We start from the raw sequence: 17702 nt of genomic DNA, 5'->3' as shown, positions 1-17702 counted from the left end.
TCAGAAAAAGAAGGGGCCGCATGGCAGACCTGCGCCGCCATGCGAACCCCGGACTTGCATGCGCGTATTCAGGCGGGACGGCGCGCGAAAATACCGAAGCCTGCGATGATGGCATAGCAGATCGCCGGAAGGATCAGGGCGAAGGCGAGGCTGCCGCTGGTATCGGCAAGGACACCGAAGAGGAGCGGCACGACCGCCCCGCCGAAAATCGCGACGTTGATGATGCCCGAACCATCGGCGGCGCGCGGCCCCAGCTTCTCGCAGGCGAGCGAGAAGATCGTCGGGAACATGATCGAATTCATCAAGCCGACGGCAAGGAGCGTGTAGCCCGCCAATTCGCCGTTGGTCAGCGCGCTGATGGCGATGAGCGTGATCGCGCCGATGGCGTTGAAGGCGAGAATCCTGCCCGGCGAGAATATCCGCAACACGGCCGAACCGATGAACCGGCCGATCATCGCGCCGCCCCAGTAAAGGCCGATCATCCAACCGATCACGCTTTCCGGTTGCCCCAGTATGCGATCTTGCGCGAGGTAGTTGATGACGATCGAGCCGATCGAAACTTCCGCGCCGACATACAGGAAAATGCACAGCGCCCCGTAACCGAAGCGGCCGCGTTTCAACAGATCGAGACCGGCCAGTCCGGACGAGGCTTCGTGCTTTTCGCCCTGCAGACGGTTGCGGAACAGCCATACCGCCAGCGCGACGAGCGCGATGAGCACCGCGACGCCGAGGTAGCCTTGCCAGATCGCCTCGCTCTCCGCCTGACGATAGGCCTGCAGTTCCGCGCCCGAAAGTTCGTCCGCCGTTACGTTGGCAAGGCTGCCGAGAATGACTGCCGCACCCACGATCGGAAAGACGGTCGTGCCGAGCGAGTTGAACGCCTGCGCGAAGGTCAGCCGGCTATGCGCCGTTTTCTGCGGTCCGAGCAGGGAAATGAGCGGATTCGCCACGACCTGCACGATCACGACGCCGCTCGCGAGAATGAACAGGGCAAGCAGGAAGACCCAATAGGTCGCGTTCTGGCTGGCCGGGATGAACATCAGGCAGCCGACCATCATGGTGACCAGCCCCGCCACCGCGCCGCGCATGTACCCCAGCCGCTTGACCAGTTTCGCGCCCGGAATGCCGATCACGAGATAGGCGGTGAAGAAGCAGAACTGCACCAGCATCGCCTGCGTATAATTGAGCGTGAACAGCTCGCGCAGCTTGGGAATGATGACGTCGTTCAGCGAGGTGATGCCACCGAAGATGAAGAACAGGCCGAATACGAAATATTGCAGGCCGGGCGCGTTGATCGGCGCGCCTTCGTCCTCCACCGGATGCGGGTCCGTGCTCGCCGAAACGTCAGGTGCCAGTGCCATAATGCTCTCCCTCCCGAATGGAAGCCGAATTGCGTTTGCCCGGCTTTCTCGTTTGCGCGGCTTGTGCCGATAACCCGTATTCCGCCAAGCCGAATACGAATGCGCTCGCGCTGGCAAGAGAGCCGCATATGTTATTTCGTGCGTAACTTACCGGCGCTTCCGCTTGATGCCTAAAATCAGGATGAAAGAAATCGCGGTAAGCCCTGCCAGAACAAAGGCGAGTCCGCCGAAGCCGACCTGCGGAACGAGCAGCAGGGTCAGCCATGGCATCACCAGCGACGGTATCGTATTCGTGAGATTGAAAATTCCGAGATCGCGCCCCCGCGTCTGCGGGCGCGGCAGGACGCGGAGCGTTTGTGCCGAATGCAGCGCCAGAAACACGCCGCTCGACAGGCCGAAGACGATATAGCCTGCTTTTGCCGCCTGTATATCGCTCGCGAACCCAAGGAGAACCAAGCCAATCATTCCGAAGCTCAGGGCGCCAAGTAGGGGAACGAAAGGCTTCCGCACGCGGTCCGACCAACGACCTGCCATAAGCGAAGCGGGCACGGAAAGGGCGATGACGACTGCAAACAGGCGAGCCGCGTCGTTGCCGCCGAACGTCGGATCGATGTCGCGAAACCAGAGCAGCAGATAAGCGAACAGGGCCGCTTCGGAAATCTGCAATAGCAACCGCGCCAGCCACATCCGGGGCAGCGCACCGGCCGATCCTCCCCTGGTCTGCTCCACGGTGGGAATGGGGCTGAGCGGTTCCATCAGAGCCGGCATAGGGCGCGGGTTACCGAAGAGGCAGAGCGGCAGGACGAGAGCGCACACGATACCCGCAACCAGCCACAACCGTCCCTGCGCGTCGGCAAGATCATCGATGGTGACGAACGCCCCCGCCAAAGCTGCCAAAGCGGGGGCCACCGACAGCAAACCGCCGAGGGTGCCTTTCTGCAGGTCCGGAACGAAATCCCCTCCCATGGCGGAGAGCGGGGCGAGCATCATGTTCAGCGCCAGTTGCCAGACGAGGATCAGGCCGATCAGGCTTGCGATCGATTGCGGGCGCAGCATGAGGACGAGGAGCGAGGAGCTGAGCACCAGCCCCGCGAGGATCCAGGGAATGCGCCGCCCGGTTCGGTCGCTTATCCAGCCGAAGGCGATATTCCCGATGCTCGCCGCGATGGCGCCGCCGAACGCAATGTAAGCCACCCCTTCGATCGCGCCGTTTTCGGCGATTTCGGAAATGCGCAGCGGCAGAAGGATGGTGAGGAAGGGGAGATAGGCCGTCGCGCCTCCGGCGACAGCCAGGGCGTATAGCGCGAGGAACCGCGGCGACTGCAGCGGACCGTCGCGCGTCGGCGTCATGCCTGTCGCCTATCGATGATGCGCCTGCCCATGTCTGAAAGAGCTCCCTCTCCGCGGCGTGATGCTCGGCTCTGACTGTCCCCGTGCGGTGTCACATCCGACCTTCAGCCCGCGGCATACGCATTGCTCCTTTCTCGTAGTCGAACCTGCACCGAAGACAAAGAATTGCCGTTGAGGCGCAAATTCGGTTTCGACTCCAGCCTGACCTTGCCCGATGCCGGGAAGGGCGATAGCGCATACCCGATGTTCGACGCCAAAGCCTTTCGCAGTGCCCTCGGCAGTTTCGTGACCGGAGTCACGATCGTCACGGCGCGCAGTGCGGACGGAAAGCCGTACGGATTGACGGCCAACAGCTTCAATTCGGTCAGCCTCGATCCGCCGATGGTTTTGTGGAGCCTCGCGCTCAGCTCGGCCTCGCTGCCCGTGTTTCGTCAGGCGGAAAGCTGGGCAGTGCATATTCTCGCGGCCGACCAGCAGGCGATGTCTGACCGGTTCGCCGCGCCCGATATCGACCGGTTCGCCGGTCTCGACTCGCAGGACGGGGCCGAGGGTGCGCCGCTGATCGAAGGATGCGCGGCGCGCTTCGGCTGCAAGGCGCAGTTCGAGTACGAGGGCGGCGATCATGCGATTTTCCTTGGCGAAGTCATCGACTTCCATCGCAGCGACATGGAACCGCTGATTTATCACGGAGGCCGCTACGGCCGTGTCATGCGCGGCGCCGACGAGGACGACCTCGAACTTCAGGGGTTGGCCGAGCGTGAGCATGGCGACCTCGCTTTGACCGCGCGCGGGGCGGAATTGCTCGAGGCGTTACAGGCCCTGTCCGACAGCCGAGATTGAGATTCAAAAGAAATGAGAGGAACCGATCATGAAAACCCGCATCACCGAGATGTTCGGCATCGAACACCCGATCATCCAGGGCGGCATGCATTATGTCGGCTTTGCGGAAATGGCGGCGGCGGTCTCCAATGCGGGCGGGCTCGGCATCATCACCGGCCTGACGCAGGGCACGCCTGAAAAGCTCGCCAACGAAATCGCGCGCTGTAAGGACATGACCGACAAGCCGTTCGGCGTGAACCTCACTTTCCTGCCTTCGCTCAACGCACCGGATTATCCCGGTCTCGTCCGCGTGATTATCGAGGGCGGCGTAAAGATCGTGGAGACGGCGGGCAACAATCCGGCGCAGGTCTTGCCGCATTTCAAGGATGCCGGGGTCAAGGTGATCCACAAATGCACCAGCGTACGGCATAGCCTGAAGGCGCAGTCCATTGGTTGCGACGCAGTAAGCGTGGACGGGTTCGAATGCGGCGGCCATCCGGGCGAGGACGATATCCCGAACATGATCCTGCTGCCGCGCGCGGCAGACGAGCTGGACATCCCCTTCGTCGCCAGCGGCGGCATGGCGGATGCGCGCAGTCTCGTTGCGGCGCTCGCGATGGGAGCCGATGGCATGAATATGGGCACACGCTTCATCGCGACGAAGGAGGCGCCGGTGCACGAGAACGTGAAGCAGGCGATCGTCGATGCAAGCGAACTCGATACGCGGCTGGTTATGCGGCCGCTGCGCAATACCGAGCGGGTGCTGACGAACGATGCGGTCGAGCGCCTGCTCGAGAAGGAAAAGGAACTGGGCGACGACCTCAAGTTCGAGGACATCGCCGAGGAAGTCGCCGGCGTCTATCCGCGCATCATGAGCGAGGGCGATATGGATGCGGGCGCATGGTCGTGCGGCATGGTCGCCGGTCTCATCAACGACATACCGACCTGCAAGGAACTGATCGACGGGATCATGCAGGAGGCCGAAGCGCTTATCCGGCAACGCCTTGCGGGCTTTGTCGACGGCAAGGCGGCATGACGCCATAGGAGAAGTCCCGATCGAATACGTCAATCTCGGCCCCAGCGGCCTCAAGGTTTCGCGCTTGTGCCTCGGCTGCATGAGCTACGGCGATACGTCGCGCGGCTGGCATGGCGACTGGGTGCTCGATGAAAACCAGAGCCGGCCTTTCATTCGCGGGGCGGTGGAAGCGGGGATCAACTTCTTCGATACCGCCAACATGTACTCGCGCGGCGCGTCGGAGGAGGTGGTCGGCAAGCTGCTTCCGGAATTCGCGCATCGCGACGAGATCGTGCTGGCGACCAAGGCGTTCCTGCCGTGGCGCAATGCGCCCAATGCCGGCGGCCTTTCGCGCAAGAGCCTGATGCAGGCGATCGACGACAGCCTCGGGCGGCTGCAGATGGACTATGTCGATCTTTATCAGATCCACCGATGGGACGAGACGACGCCGATCGAGGAGACGATGGAGGCGCTGCACGACATCGTGAAGTCGGGCAAGGCGCGCTATATGGGTGCGTCCAGCATGGCGGCATGGCAATTCGCCAAGGCGCAGGAGGTCGCGCGGGCGAATGGCTGGACGCCGTTCATTTCGATGCAAAACCAGGTCAACTTGCTTTACCGCGAAGAAGAGCGCGAAATGATCCCGCTTTGCCGCGATCAGGGCGTTGGCATCATCCCGTGGAGCCCGCTGGCGCGCGGAAAGCTGGCGAGAGGCTGGGATGAAAGCACGGTCCGCAGCGAGACCGACGGGTTCGGAAAGACGCTCTATACCCAGAACGTCGATGCGGATCGCGATATCGTGCAGGCGGTCGGCGAGATCGCCGAGGCGCGCGGCGTGCAGCGTGCGACCGTCGCGCTGGCCTGGCATTTTGCCACGCCCGGGATCACCGCCCCGATCGTCGGTGCTACGAAGGACGGGCATATCGCAGCCGCGGTTGCCGCGTTGACCCTCGATCTCACCGAGGACGAGGTTGCCCGCCTCGAAGCGCCCTATCGCCCGAAGAACCCGGTCGGCGTGGAATCCACCGCACCGACCGGACAGACGCTTACGACCAAATAGGTCGTTTTCGCCTTAGAAAGTAAGCGCTGCGCTTACTGTGAACTCACGGCCGATATCGAACGTGTTGATGTCGATCCGCTGGGTGCCATTCGTTTGAAATTCCTCGTTGCCGCGACCCGTGAGGTTGCGGGCTTCGAGTTTTACCTGCAGGTCCTTGCCGAACAGGTCGAAGCCCTGCCGCGCAACGACATCGAGCGTGAAACCGGGATCCTGAAGGATATCGGGCAGCGGCCCCGCGCCGCGCGCCGTTACTCGCTCGCTGGCATAGTTGAGCAAGACCGTAAGCTGGCTGAGCCGGTCGAGATCTTCGATGCCGAGTTGCAAATTGGCCAGATGATCGCTTTGTCCTGTCAACGAAACCCCATCGATAAACAGATCGGAAGCGGGCTGGTTCGGCGCGCCGACGATGGGCGCGAAATCGTCATCGCTGACCTTCACGCTCGATTGGGTGTAGGTGTAGTTCGCGATTGCGACCAGTCGCTTGCTGGCGAACCAGTCACCAAAATCGGCAAGGTCGTAGAAATATTGCGCTTCGACTTCCGCACCGTATAGCTCGGCCTTCGGAGCGTTCGCGAAGCTGCTGATTTGCTCGTTATCCGAGAAGCTGGAGAAGACTTCGATCGGACGGTCGATTTCCTTGTAGAAGCCCGCAATGCTGACCCGGCTCTCACGGTCGAGGTAATATTCCAGCCGAGCTTCGGCATTGATCAGTTCGCTGTCGACCAGGAACGGGTTGCCGTTGAACTGGCGATTGGTTTCCGGATCGAAATAGGTCTGGAAGATAAGTTCGCGAAACTGCGGCCGGGCGATCGTTTTCGATGCGGCGAGGCGCGCCTGGAAATCGGGTGTGATTTCATAGGTCAGGGTGGCGCTCGGCAGGAAATAATCGTTGTCGAGCATCGTCTGCCGATCGTTGTTCGGAGACTGGCGCGGCACGGCGAATACCTCGACCGGGACGACCGACTGGTCTGCCGTTTCGTAACGCACACCGATATCGAGGGTGAGTTCCGGCACCGGCACCACGGTTGCCTTGGCATAACCGGCATGAATGCGAAGCGCTGCGGCGAATGCAGGGTCGTTCTCGGTCGTCTCGAAGATGCTGAATTCGAAGGGGCCGATCCCGGCTGCATTCTGGGCGTCCCGATCGAAACCAAGCTGCAGGAGACTGTCGCCGAGCAGGGCGTCGGGCCGCAGCCCGCCGAAGACTGCCGGGAACCCGGTCGATGCGCGCAAGTCGAATTCACGACGCGTGGAGAAACGATCGGTATCCGTATACGCATAACCGACAGTCGCGGTCAGCCAATCCGTCAGCAAATAGCTGACATCGACACCGCCATAATAGAGGTCTTCCTCCAGATCGGAGAAGGCGACCGTCGCACCGCCGCGTTGCGGATCGAGTGTGTTGAGAAAGAGATCGCCCAGCGGATCGTTCGCATTGTTCGTACGGGTATAGGTGAACTCATACTCGAACGGCGCTTCGCGCTTGGTTTGTGCGTATCCGGCGCGAAGATCGATTTCCAGATCGCCGAAGCGCAGTTCGCCGACACCCTGCGTGTTGAACAGCTGTCGCTCGAACCACGAGGTGTTCTGGACGAGGTCGGTATCGTCGTTCTGGAAATCTTGGCCTTGCGAGAGCGCAGCGCGTTTCAACGTGTCGTGAATATAGACGTTGGTGAAGCGGAACTGGTGCTCGCCGACTTCGAGTCCGAAGCCCAGCAGGCCGTTGACCAGCACGCGATTGTCGGTGACGAAATCACGGAAATCGGTGTCGAGATCGAGCGCTTCGTTGACCGCGGTCTGCGAAATGATCGAACGATTGCGCCATTTGTTGCTGATCGAACCGGTCGCAATCACGCCGAACCGGCCATCGGAGAAAACATCGCCTGCCGTACCTGCCGTAAAGCCGGTGGAAAAATTCACCGGCAGATCGTCGATACGCTGTACCAGCACGAGGTTGGGATCGCCGAGATCGTCGAGAATGCCGCGCGTATCGACGCCCGGGTCGTTCACACGGGCGCCGCTTTCGAAGAATTCGCGAAGTCCGGGGCGGGCATCCACATCACGCCGTGCGTCTGCATAACCCGTCCAATCGTAATCCCCGCCGTAGTAGGTGTAGCCGGGGCTGAAAGTGGTTTGCGTATCGCCGCTGACCGATCCGCTGATCGTTACGAAGGTTTCTTCGGGGATGGCACGCGTCGTCAGGTTGATGACGCCGCCGCCGAATTCGCCGGGAAAGTTCGCGCTGTACGTCTTTTGCACAAGGCTCGATGCGACGACGCTCGTCGGGAAAATATCGAGCGGCACCACACGGCTGAGCGGCTGCGGGGAGGGGAGGGGGAGGCCATTCAACAACGCAAGCGAATAACGATCGCCAAGACCGCGCACATAGACGAGGCCGTTGCCTGCTTGCGAAAGACCGGTCACGCGGGTCAATGCGCCGGCGATGTCGCCTTCGCCGGTACGGGCGATGCTTTCCGTATCCAGCACTGTTACCACCTGGCTCGATGAACGCACCGGATCGCGGCGGCGCCTGCCGGTCACGACGATTGAACCGCCCGGCAGGGAGACATCCGGCTCGGCGACGGTTTCGCCTTCGAATGTCTCATCGCCGGGAACCACGCTTCCGGGGATGGTGCTATCGATATCCTGCGACTGTTCCTGATCGGGAACTTCGCTCTCGGTAGGCGGGGGCCCTTCCGCTCCGGTCGATTGCGCAAATGCGGCAACCGGCCAGACGATCGCGGTGGAAAGCAGGAGCAGTGCGGATACCCGCTTGCCGGTGGACATGAGGTGACCCCCTAGATTGGTCGCTATGGAAGAGAGAACCCCGCCGTCGCGGGGAGATATGGTCGGGGCCGCCTGGCTTCGGCGGCCCCGCCTATTGCTCAGGTGTCGCTGCTATAGATCGGCAGGCTGGTGCAGCTCGATACCGCACTGTCGAACGTGGCGGTGGCGGAGTTGCAAGTCCAGCCGTTCACCCAGTCCGAATTGCCTTCGAACACCGCGCCGATATTGTCGACCTCTTCGAAGAAAGGCGCCCACTGCGTTACGTCGTAAACCGGCACGCCGTTCTCGTTCGATCCGTTCACGAACAGCATCTGCAGGGTATTCGTGAAGTTCGAATTGTTGTTCGAGCCCGCATCGAAAACGTTCTGGACATCGGCCGCAGTCGCGCCCGAACCGTCGCGGAACGGTGTATCGCAGTCGAGAACGACGCTGTCGAACGCGACCGGGCCGGCTTCGTCCGGACCGTCGGTACGGGTCAACTCTTCCTGCCCATCCACTCGGATACAGGGCGTGTCGTTCTGCGAAACGATGACCGAATTCGCGATCGAGTAGTCGGCGAAGCCGCGGATACGAACCAGCTGGTCACCCACCGAGCTGTTGCCGACGAATGTCGCGTTGGAAATGCGCGTATTCTGCCGCGGCGTCGAATCGTTGAAGGCGTTGTCGCTGTCCGCTTCGATGATCGTATCGCCAGCGCTCGGACGCTGGATGGCGATGACATACTGCAGGTTGGCCTTGACGCCGGTGTCGGTGTCGAGACTGTCGTCTTCCGCGCCGACCACGATCAGGTTCTTCACATTCACCCGGCCGCCGAAGAATTCGACGCCATCGTCGGAGCTATTGTAGCTCATGATGTGATTGAGCGTGGTTCCCGAACCGACGCCGCCCGTGGTGAGCGACTGCAATTCGCTGTCGCCTGAAAGGACGAAGCCGGAATAGCGGATCTGGACATACTGCATGCTGCCCGAACTATCGCCCGGTGTCGCGCCGCCGAACAGGGCCGGATCGGCCGCACCTTCGACCTGGCGCTGGCAGTTGACCGTGCCGGGTTCCGCATTGGCTGCAATGCAATCGGTTGTCGGTGCGCGGCCGGAGAGCACGACGCCGCCCCACTGACCCGAAGAGTTGTCGCCGTTGAGACCTTGTACGTTGTCGCGGCTGGTGAAGATGATCGGGCGCGAGGCCGTACCGTTCGCTTCGATCGTGTTGCCACGATTGACGTTCAGGAAGCTCGACCCGCTGGCGAATACGATGACGCCCGGCTCGATCGTGAGTTCGACATTGGTGTCGCTGGCGCCATCGGTATCGTTCGCGCTCGGTCCGCCATCGGTGCCGACATCGACGCGGCCGTTGAGACGATAGAGCACACCTTCGATATAGGGCAGTGTCGTGCTTGCATTGATACGCGCGGGCAGGGTGCAAACCCGATATTCGCCGGTCGGACCCGAAATGGTGCCGCTGTCGGTCAGGCCCGTCGGATCGGAAATGGTCGGGCAGCCGGCCGCCGCTTCGACGGTTGCGGTCGGTGTCGGCGTCGGTGTCGGCGTCGGAGCAGGCGTCGGCGTCGGGTTGTTGATGATAATGTCGCCGCCCGTGCCGGGCGAGACGATTTCGTCCGCGCCGCAGCTGGCGAGAGCCAGAGCGGAGCAGCCGAGAACGAGTGAACGATGAATATTGGTCACGCTGTCGGTCCCCTCAAAAAAACCGGTGATTCGAATGCGAATTCGATGTCGCAAGAGGTCCGTTAGGCGCGGGATGTGACAGTTTTTGTCGTTCGGTTACGACAATGTTTCAGTTTCCACACGATCTTCGAGCATTCCGATCAGCGGCGGCTTCGCAAAGCCAAGAAGCGGTAAATTACGAAAATATGACAAATATGACAAATTTGTTGCAGCGCGACGGTTTTCGTGAGATGCAGGACCCATAGAACTGGAGAGTTTGCATGAATATTTTCGTTATTGCCGCAGCGCTGGCCCAGGCAGGGGCTGTCCCCGCAACCGCACAGACCGAGACTGTCGGCTACGTCGAACTCGCGACTGGCGAAGATGCCGCCGCCCTGACGGCGATCGAGAATTCGATCGTTGACGAACAGGACCCCGCATTGCTCATCAACGAAGGCATCGCTCTCGCGCGTCTCGGAATGACGGATGAAGCGGTGGCGAGATTCGAAGCTGCGATGGATTCCCCGGAGCGGGTTTCCCTCGAGACGGCAACGGGCGAGTGGGTCGATTCACGACAGCTTGCGCGTCGGGGCTTGCGGATGGTCCGGAATGGTGAATTCCAGCAATATGTTGCCGCGAACGCACGTTGATCACGCGCTATAGGAACGTGTTTCTTCGCGCGTTGCGAGGACGCGTGCGCCAAAAGCGCTGATCCGAAGGAACCGCGCGGCAGTTCACCTTTCTGTCACTAGCCCGTCATGTAGTATGGGCAACGGGATCGAAAGGAGGGTTCGCCATGATTCGCGGGCACATCGCGGCATTCGCCATTGCCGCCATCGCCGTTTGTTCGGCGAACCACGCAAAAGCTGACGTTCTCGAGATTACCGATGACGGTGCGAGGTGGGTCGCCGGCGGTGAAGGACAGGCCGTCGAGCCGCTGCAGATCGCGCAGTCTTATGACGACGCGCTATCTGTGGACGTCCCTGCTGATGTTTGGGTGCCCGACCATATCGTGGCCGACCCCGATGCTCACGCCCTCAGCGTCCCCGAATTGTATCGCGCGAAGGTCGCTGAACTTTCCAAACGATTTGACCTTAGCCCGACCTTGATCGAGGCGATGGTCTGGCAGGAAAGCCGCTGGCAGGCCAACGCGGTGTCGCCCGTCGGGGCAAGGGGGCTTGCGCAATTGATGCCGGGCACGGCCCGCGATCTGGGCGTCGACCCTAGCGATCCCTTCGCCAATCTCGAAGGCGGCGCACGCTATCTGCGCGCGCAGCTCGATCGGTTCGACGGCGATCTGGAAAAAGCCCTTGCCGCTTACAACGCCGGGCCTGGCCGCGTCATGAAGGCGAACGGTATTCCGCGTATTCGGGAAACGCAGTTATATGTCGCGTCGATAATGGGTCGTCTGTCGAATTATTCGCGATCGGGCAGTTAAGACGTAAGGACGGAGTACCTCAGTGAAATTCAAGTTTTCGCCTTTTGCCGCCTTGGCCTTTCTCTTGGTACCGAGCGCCGCTTTCGCGCAGGCGCAGGCCGATCCGGCCGGGTCCGGTCCGATCGTGGCCGCCTTAGGCTGGCTACAAGGCACGCTGCTCGGCAACGTGGCGACGGCGGTGGCGGTAATGGCGGTGGCGGCCGTTGGCTTCATGATGCTGACCGGCCGGCTCAACTGGCGGTTCGGCGCAACCGTTATCATCGGTGTATTCATCCTGTTCGGTGCGGCGTCCATCGTTGCCGGCATTCAGGGCGTGGCGCTCTGAGATGACCGCACTCGTCCGCCATCCCGTTCACCGCGCGCTCACTCGCCCGCAGATGTTCGCGGGCGTGACGTTCAACTATTTCATCATCAACGGCGTGGTCACGACCGAGGCTTTTCTCATCACAGGCAGTTGGCTCGCTTTGCTGGCCGCCGTCGTGATGCATGGCATCGGCTATTTCGCCTGCCTGCGCGAACCGCGCATCTTCGACCTCTGGATGACCAAGGTTTCGAAATGCCCGCGCGTGAAGAATTACAAGCGGTGGGGCTGCAACAGCTACGCCGCCTGAACCGGCCACCTGGAGGGTCGATAATATGAGCAAATGGATCGGAGCGGCGTCTTGGAGCGCCAAGGAAGCGCGGGTCGGCGACCGGCTTCCTTATGCGCGGCTGGTCGACGAACACACCGTGCTGCTGCGCGACGGTTCGGTGATGACGGCCATCCAGGTGCCGGGCCTGTTGTTCGAAACCGAGGACAGCGAAGCACTCAATGCCCATGCGGCGACGCGCGAGGTAATGCTGCGCTCGACCCTCGACGCACGCTTCGTCATGTATCATCACGTGATCCGTCGCCGGGTTTCGGTCGAGCTGGACGCGCAATTCCCCGAACCGATAAGCCGCCATATCGACGGGCGCTGGAAAGAACGATTGGGGTCGGGACAGCTCTTCATCAACGACCAGTTCATCACGCTGATCCGCCGCCCAGCGCGCGGCAAGGCGGGTCTGGTCGAGCGGGTCGGCAAGACGGTCAAGCGGCGCAAGAAGAGCGAACGGCTCGAAGCCGATCCCAAGGATTTGCGCAGTCTCCGCGCCGCCGCCCAGGGCCTTGTCGCTTCGCTCCAGGCCTACGGTGCCTCGATGCTCGGTGAATATGTCGGGCCGCAGGGCAACACCAATTCCGAGATGCTGGAACTGCTTTCGGCACTCTACAACGGCGAGATGCGTCCGGTACGCAAACCGAGCGAGGACGTCGATCTCGGGCAGATGCTGCCCTATCGCCGGGTCTCGTTCGGGCTCGATGCGCTGGAGCAACGCGGCTCCGGCTCACCCGATTTCGCGACCATCCTCGGGCTCAAGGATTATCCCGAGGCAACGACGCCAGGCCTGCTCGATGGGCTGCTGCGTCTGCCTTACGAAATGGTCGTTTCGGAAAGCTATGCGCCGACCGAACGACAGACCGCGCGCGAGCGGATGGATCTTGCGATCCGGCGGCTGAAATCCGCCGACGAGGAAGCCGCCGCCGAACGCGCCGACATGCTTTCGGCGCGCGATGCGCTGGGGAATGGCGCGGTCGGCTTCGGCGACCACCACCTTACCGTGATGGTAAAGGAGCGCGACCTCGCTCGCCTCGACGATGCGACCGCCGCCTGCGCCGCCGCCATCGCCGATACCGGCGCCATCGCCGTGCGCGAGGATACCAATCTCGAGCCCGCCTTCTGGGGCCAGTTCCCCGGCAATGAAGGCTATCTCGTGCGCCGCGCGCTGATCTCCAGCGCCAACATGGCAAGCTTCGGCAGCCTGCACGGTTTCGCATTGGGCCAGGCGCAGGACAATCACTGGGGCGAGGCGGTGACGCTGCTGGAAACCACCAGCGCAACGCCGTTCTTCTTCAATTTTCACCACGGCGATCTCGGCAACTTTTCAGTCATCGGGCCGAGCGGTTCGGGCAAGACCGTCGTGATGAATTTCCTCGCCGCGCAGGCGCAGAAGTTCAGCCCGCGTACCATCCTGTTCGACAAGGATCGCGGGGCGGAGCTGTTCGTGCGCGGTATCGGCGGCCGGTATGACAGCGTGCGGGCGGGCGAGCCGACCGGGTTCAATCCTCTCTCGCTACCCGAAAAGCCGGGCAACAAGGCGTTCCTGCGCGACTGGCTTTCCGTCCTGCTCAAGGCCGAAGGACCGGAGGAGGACCAGACGATCGCGGCCGCGGTCGATGCGGCCTACGCCAACGATGCGAGCCTGCGTCGTTTGCGCCACTTTAAGGAATTGCTGTCCGGCAGCCGCCGCCCCCAACCGGGCGATCTGGCGGACCGACTCTCGGCCTGGATCGGGGAAGGCGAGAACGCCTGGCTGTTCGATAACGCGAAGGACGAACTCGATCTGTCGGCCCGCGTCCTCGGGTTCGACATGACCGCGCTGCTCGAGAACCCGAAGCTGCGCACGCCGACCATGATGTATCTCTTCCACCGCATCGAAGAGCGTCTGGACGGCAAGCCGACCATGATCCTGATCGACGAGGGCTGGAAAGCGCTCGACGACGAGATTTTCGCCGCACGCATCCGCGACTGGCTTAAGACCTTGCGCAAACGCAACGCGCTGGTCGGTTTCGCCACCCAGAGCGCGCGCGATGCGCTGGAAAGCCGGATCTCCACTGCGCTTGTCGAGCAGACGGCGACCATGGTGTTCATGCCCAACAGCCGCGCCCGGCCCGAGGATTACTGCGATGGCTTCGGCCTGACCGAACACGAGCTGGCGCTGATCCGCACGCTGCCTGCGCATAGCCGCTGCTTCCTCGTGCGGCAGCCCGATGCGAGCGTCGTCGTACGGCTCGACCTGTCCGGTGCGCCCGAAGTGCTAACGCTGCTCTCCGGCCGCGAGAGCACCGTGCGGCGCCTCGATGTCCTGCGCGAGGCGCTGGGCGATTCGCCGGCCGACTGGTTCCCGACGCTGACGGGCCATGCCTGGCCCGGCGGGGCGAACGACCAGTCGCCCGACGATTACGAATTCGGAATGGCCGCGGAATGAGTGCAACCTGTCAACAGGCCGCCGAGCAGGTCGGTAACGGCGTTGCCGCCGCCCTTCGCGGGGTGGACTGCATCGCAGGCGAAGCGTCCGCCGCCGCATTCGGACGGCTGTTCGCGCCCGGCGGTTCGCTCGGCACGGTTCTGACGCTCGTTCTCACGCTTTATATCGCCATCTTCGGATTCCTGCTGCTGACCGGTCGCACGAATATCGGCGTGCGGGCGCTCGTACCGCGCATGATGACGTTGGGACTCGTGCTGACCTTCGCGACAAGCTGGGTCGCCTATCAGAGCGTGGTGTGGAACCTGGCCGTCGGTACGCCGGACTACCTCGCAGGCGTCCTTACGGGAACGCGCGGCTCGGCAACCGATGTGTTCGCGCAGAAGATCGATGTGGTGTTCACCGCGATCCAGGAAGCGAGCGGCGAGGGGCAGGAGGACATCTCCGCATTCTCCCCCAAGGGGATGATGTGGCTCGGTGCGATGCTATTTATGCTCGGCACGATCGGGCTGTTGGTGACGACGAAGATCGCGCTCGGTGTGCTGATCGCGCTCGGCCCGATCTTCGTGGTGATGGCGCTGTTCAACGGTACGCGCGGCCTTTTCGGTGGCTGGGTCAAGGGCGTCACGATGTGCGCGCTGGCGCCGCTTTTCGCCGTGCTTGGCGGGAGTGTCATGTTGGAACTTGCCGTACCGATCCTGTCGGCTCTCACCGCACAACCGGGCATCGTTCCGGCGCAGGCGGGGATGGCGTTCTTCATGATCGGCGCGGTCCATGTCGCGCTGATGATCCTTGTGCTCAAGGTGGCGGGCACGATGGTGGCGGGCTGGACCGTCTTCGGCCTTGCGCCGTCGAAAGAAGAGAAAGCCGCCGCGGCGATCGCCGCCGCTGCAGGCCAGGCCCCCGCGCCTCCACCGTCGCCCCAGTTGACGCAGGCGCAGGCGGCCACGCAGGCCAGCGCCAATGCCCGGCGGATCGACGTATCGGCCATGCCTGTGGCAATGGCGGCAAACGATGGCGGCATGGATGGATCGGGCGGCGGTTCCGGGTCGCGCACCACCAAGGTATACGCCACCGCTTCAGGCGGCGGTCAGGTCTCGCCGCTTAACGGAACGCCCAGCCGGACGCAGGGGATCGGCAGCCGCTTCAAGGCCGCCCCGCCGCGTTCGCTCAAGAATTCGACGGAGAAAACGGCATGATCCGCGTGTCTGCATCCCTTCTCGCCATAACGCTGGCCGGCATGGCGGCGGCACCGGCCCACGCCGATGCGCGCCTCTCCCAAGTCATGTACGACGAGGCGAAGGTGTTCCGCCTCGATGGCAAGCTCAACGTTCAGGCAAGCATCGTTTTCGGCGACGACGAGGTGATCGAGAACGTCGCCATCGGCAATTCGCAGACTTGGCAGGTCACGCCGAACAAGCGCGCCAATATTCTGTTCGTGAAACCACTCGAAGCGCGGGCAACCACGAATCTCACCGTGGTTACCAGCAAGCGTACCTATCTGTTCGATCTTGTCGCCGGCCCATCGGCCAAACCGCTTTACGTGCTGCGCTTCGACTATCCGCCGGAACCCGAAAAGCCTGCGGACGCACAATTGGCGAGTGCCGATGGCACGGAAGCTGCCGCGCCTAATGCGCCTGCCGATCCGATCGAGACCGTCGATCCCAGCGATCTCAACTTCGCCTGGTCGGCAGAGGGCGATGCGAACCTCTTGCCGCAGCAGACCTTCGATGATGGAAATGCGACCTTCCTGACCTGGTCCGAAGGCACTGCGGTCCCCGCGATCCTCGTCACCAATTCCGAAGGCACCGAAGGTCCGGTGAACTTCACCGTGCGGGACGATGTCATCGTTATCGACGGCGTGCCGCGCATCATCGTCCTGCGTGCTGGCGAAGATAGCGCCACGCTGACCAATACCGGGCCCGTACGCGCGTCCGCATCCTCCCAATCGGGCGCGCCTGCCGCGCTCGCTTCCAGAAAGGCCGACTGATGCGTCTAGCCAACAAGTTTCCGGAAAAGACGCCTTTAAAAGGCCCCGCGAACGACGTCGATCCGCGCGAGGAGACCGATGCCGAGATCATCGATCTTGCGCAGCGCAATGCCTTCCCGGCCGTTGCCCGGCCCGGCGGCGGGAAGTCCGACGCGCTCGGTATGGTGGCCGGTCTCGCGATCATAGCGGGCCTGGGTGCGGTGACCTTGTGGAGCATGAACTCCGCCCGCCTCGATCCTCAGCCCGAAGGCGTGGGAAGCGATCAGGTGGCGCCGCCGCAACAGGCGCAAAACGCGCCCACGCCGGCGCCGTTCGAAGGTGAGCCGGACTATTCCGCCGTTGAGTCGCAGGGGTTCGAGACCTATCCCGATCCCGCGCCCGCCCCGATCATGTCGAACGATCCGATGGCGCAGACCGAACCACGCGCAGAACGCTACAACAGCCCGACGGTTGTGTTCGATGCGGGCACGGCGCGGGACCTCGCCGGAGCGCCGGGCGTGGAAGGTGCAGGAGACGCCGCACAGAACGCGCCGGCTGGACGCGGCGAAGCATCGGACTTCGCCAGTCGCGTCGGCGGGGTGGGCGGGGCGCCCGCTCGCGCAACCGCGATGACCAACCCCTCGACCACGGTTACGCAAGGCACGCTTATACCCGCGATCCTCGAAACCGCGATCGATACCAATGTGCCCGGCTTCGTGCGCGCCGTAGTCAGCCAGGATGTCCGCAGCTTCGATGGAAAGCGCACCTTGGTCCCGCGTTCGAGCCGCCTGATCGGACAATACCAGTCCGGCATGCAGAACGGGCAGCGCCGGGCCTATGTCATCTGGACCCGGCTGATCCGGCCCGACGGTGCCTCGGTCAACCTCGCATCGCCCGCGATCGGGTTCGACGGAACTACTGGTCTGGCTGGCAAGGTTTCCGGCAATGGCTTCTTCAAGCGCTTCGGTTCGGCGATGTTGCTGTCCGTCGTTGGTGGCCTTGGCCAGCTGGCGACTGGCGGTGCGGGCGTGATCCTCGGCGGGGCGGGCAATTCGGCCGCTGCCACCGCGGCGGAACAGGACGGCCAACGTGGACCGACCGTACGGGTGCGGCAGGGCGAACCGATCCGCATCTTCACCGCACGCGATCTCGATTTCTCGACCGTAAGCTGAGCGAGGC

The 17702-nt window shown here is 62.7% G+C and carries 15 protein-coding genes; 11 read left to right on the top strand and 4 right to left on the bottom strand.

What is annotated here, in order from left to right; genetic code table 11:
* Positions 1-68: 68 nt before the first annotated feature.
* Complete coding sequence (locus tag E3U23_RS01100) at positions 69-1361, bottom strand: sugar MFS transporter (RefSeq protein ID WP_279349326.1); 1293 nt, start codon at positions 1359-1361, stop codon at positions 69-71.
* A gap of 147 nt (positions 1362-1508) precedes the next feature.
* Positions 1509-2711 (bottom strand): MFS transporter, encoded by a 1203-nt coding sequence (locus E3U23_RS01095; RefSeq protein WP_279349325.1) that lies wholly within the window; start codon positions 2709-2711, stop codon positions 1509-1511.
* Between the two features lie 171 nt (positions 2712-2882).
* Between E3U23_RS01095 and E3U23_RS01090 the strand changes: the two genes are divergently transcribed.
* From E3U23_RS01090 to E3U23_RS01080, 3 genes are read left to right on the top strand one after another with little or no spacing between them, the layout of a single operon-like run.
* Positions 2883-3551, top strand: a complete 669-nt coding sequence (locus E3U23_RS01090) for a flavin reductase family protein (RefSeq protein ID WP_279349324.1) — start codon at positions 2883-2885, stop codon at positions 3549-3551.
* Positions 3552-3579: 28 nt separating this feature from the next.
* Positions 3580-4566 (top strand): NAD(P)H-dependent flavin oxidoreductase, encoded by a 987-nt coding sequence (locus tag E3U23_RS01085; protein WP_279349323.1) that lies wholly within the window; start codon positions 3580-3582, stop codon positions 4564-4566.
* A 19-nt stretch (positions 4567-4585) separates the two neighbouring features.
* The gene (locus E3U23_RS01080; protein WP_279349679.1) at positions 4586-5605 is read left to right on the top strand and encodes an aldo/keto reductase; all 1020 of its coding nucleotides are present in this window, start codon (positions 4586-4588) and stop codon (positions 5603-5605) included.
* Positions 5606-5617: 12 nt separating this feature from the next.
* Here the strand turns inward: E3U23_RS01080 and E3U23_RS01075 are convergent, their stop codons facing one another.
* Together E3U23_RS01075 and E3U23_RS01070 are read right to left on the bottom strand one after the other, a co-directional pair.
* The gene (locus tag E3U23_RS01075; protein WP_279349322.1) at positions 5618-8392 is read right to left on the bottom strand and encodes a TonB-dependent receptor domain-containing protein; all 2775 of its coding nucleotides are present in this window, start codon (positions 8390-8392) and stop codon (positions 5618-5620) included.
* 98 nt (positions 8393-8490) lie between these two features.
* Positions 8491-10074 (bottom strand): hypothetical protein, encoded by a 1584-nt coding sequence (locus E3U23_RS01070; RefSeq protein ID WP_279349321.1) that lies wholly within the window; start codon positions 10072-10074, stop codon positions 8491-8493.
* 260 nt (positions 10075-10334) lie between these two features.
* Between E3U23_RS01070 and E3U23_RS01065 the strand changes: the two genes are divergently transcribed.
* The 8 genes from E3U23_RS01065 (at position 10335) to E3U23_RS01030 (ending at position 17695) form a co-directional block, all read left to right on the top strand.
* Positions 10335-10703, top strand: coding sequence for a hypothetical protein (locus E3U23_RS01065; protein WP_279349320.1), 369 nt, complete (start codon positions 10335-10337; stop codon positions 10701-10703).
* A gap of 146 nt (positions 10704-10849) precedes the next feature.
* The gene (locus E3U23_RS01060) at positions 10850-11491 is read left to right on the top strand and encodes a lytic transglycosylase domain-containing protein (protein ID WP_279349319.1); all 642 of its coding nucleotides are present in this window, start codon (positions 10850-10852) and stop codon (positions 11489-11491) included.
* Between the two features lie 22 nt (positions 11492-11513).
* Positions 11514-11816, top strand: coding sequence for a TrbC/VirB2 family protein (locus E3U23_RS01055; RefSeq protein WP_279349318.1), 303 nt, complete (start codon positions 11514-11516; stop codon positions 11814-11816).
* A 1-nt stretch (position 11817) separates the two neighbouring features.
* The gene (locus E3U23_RS01050) at positions 11818-12102 is read left to right on the top strand and encodes a type IV secretion system protein VirB3 (RefSeq protein WP_279349317.1); all 285 of its coding nucleotides are present in this window, start codon (positions 11818-11820) and stop codon (positions 12100-12102) included.
* A 25-nt stretch (positions 12103-12127) separates the two neighbouring features.
* Positions 12128-14557 (top strand): VirB4 family type IV secretion/conjugal transfer ATPase, encoded by a 2430-nt coding sequence (locus tag E3U23_RS01045; protein WP_279349316.1) that lies wholly within the window; start codon positions 12128-12130, stop codon positions 14555-14557.
* Positions 14554-15753 (top strand): type IV secretion system protein, encoded by a 1200-nt coding sequence (locus E3U23_RS01040; protein ID WP_279349315.1) that lies wholly within the window; start codon positions 14554-14556, stop codon positions 15751-15753. The genes E3U23_RS01045 and E3U23_RS01040 overlap by 4 nt, the downstream gene beginning before the upstream one ends.
* Positions 15750-16544: a TrbG/VirB9 family P-type conjugative transfer protein gene (locus E3U23_RS01035; protein WP_279349314.1), complete on the top strand. Its 795-nt coding sequence runs from the start codon at positions 15750-15752 to the stop codon at positions 16542-16544. The genes E3U23_RS01040 and E3U23_RS01035 overlap by 4 nt, the downstream gene beginning before the upstream one ends.
* Positions 16544-17695 carry a TrbI/VirB10 family protein gene (locus E3U23_RS01030; protein ID WP_279349313.1) on the top strand — a complete coding sequence of 384 codons (1152 nt, stop codon included), beginning with the start codon at positions 16544-16546 and terminating at the stop codon, positions 17693-17695. Before E3U23_RS01035 ends, E3U23_RS01030 begins: the two co-directional genes overlap by 1 nt.
* Positions 17696-17702 lie beyond the last annotated feature (7 nt).

The organism is Erythrobacter litoralis, assembly GCF_029760855.1.
GTDB classification, from domain to species: Bacteria; Pseudomonadota; Alphaproteobacteria; order Sphingomonadales; family Sphingomonadaceae; genus Qipengyuania; species Qipengyuania litoralis_A.
Note: the sequence above shows the minus strand (reverse complement) of the source record. Positions and strands in the feature narration are given on the sequence as shown.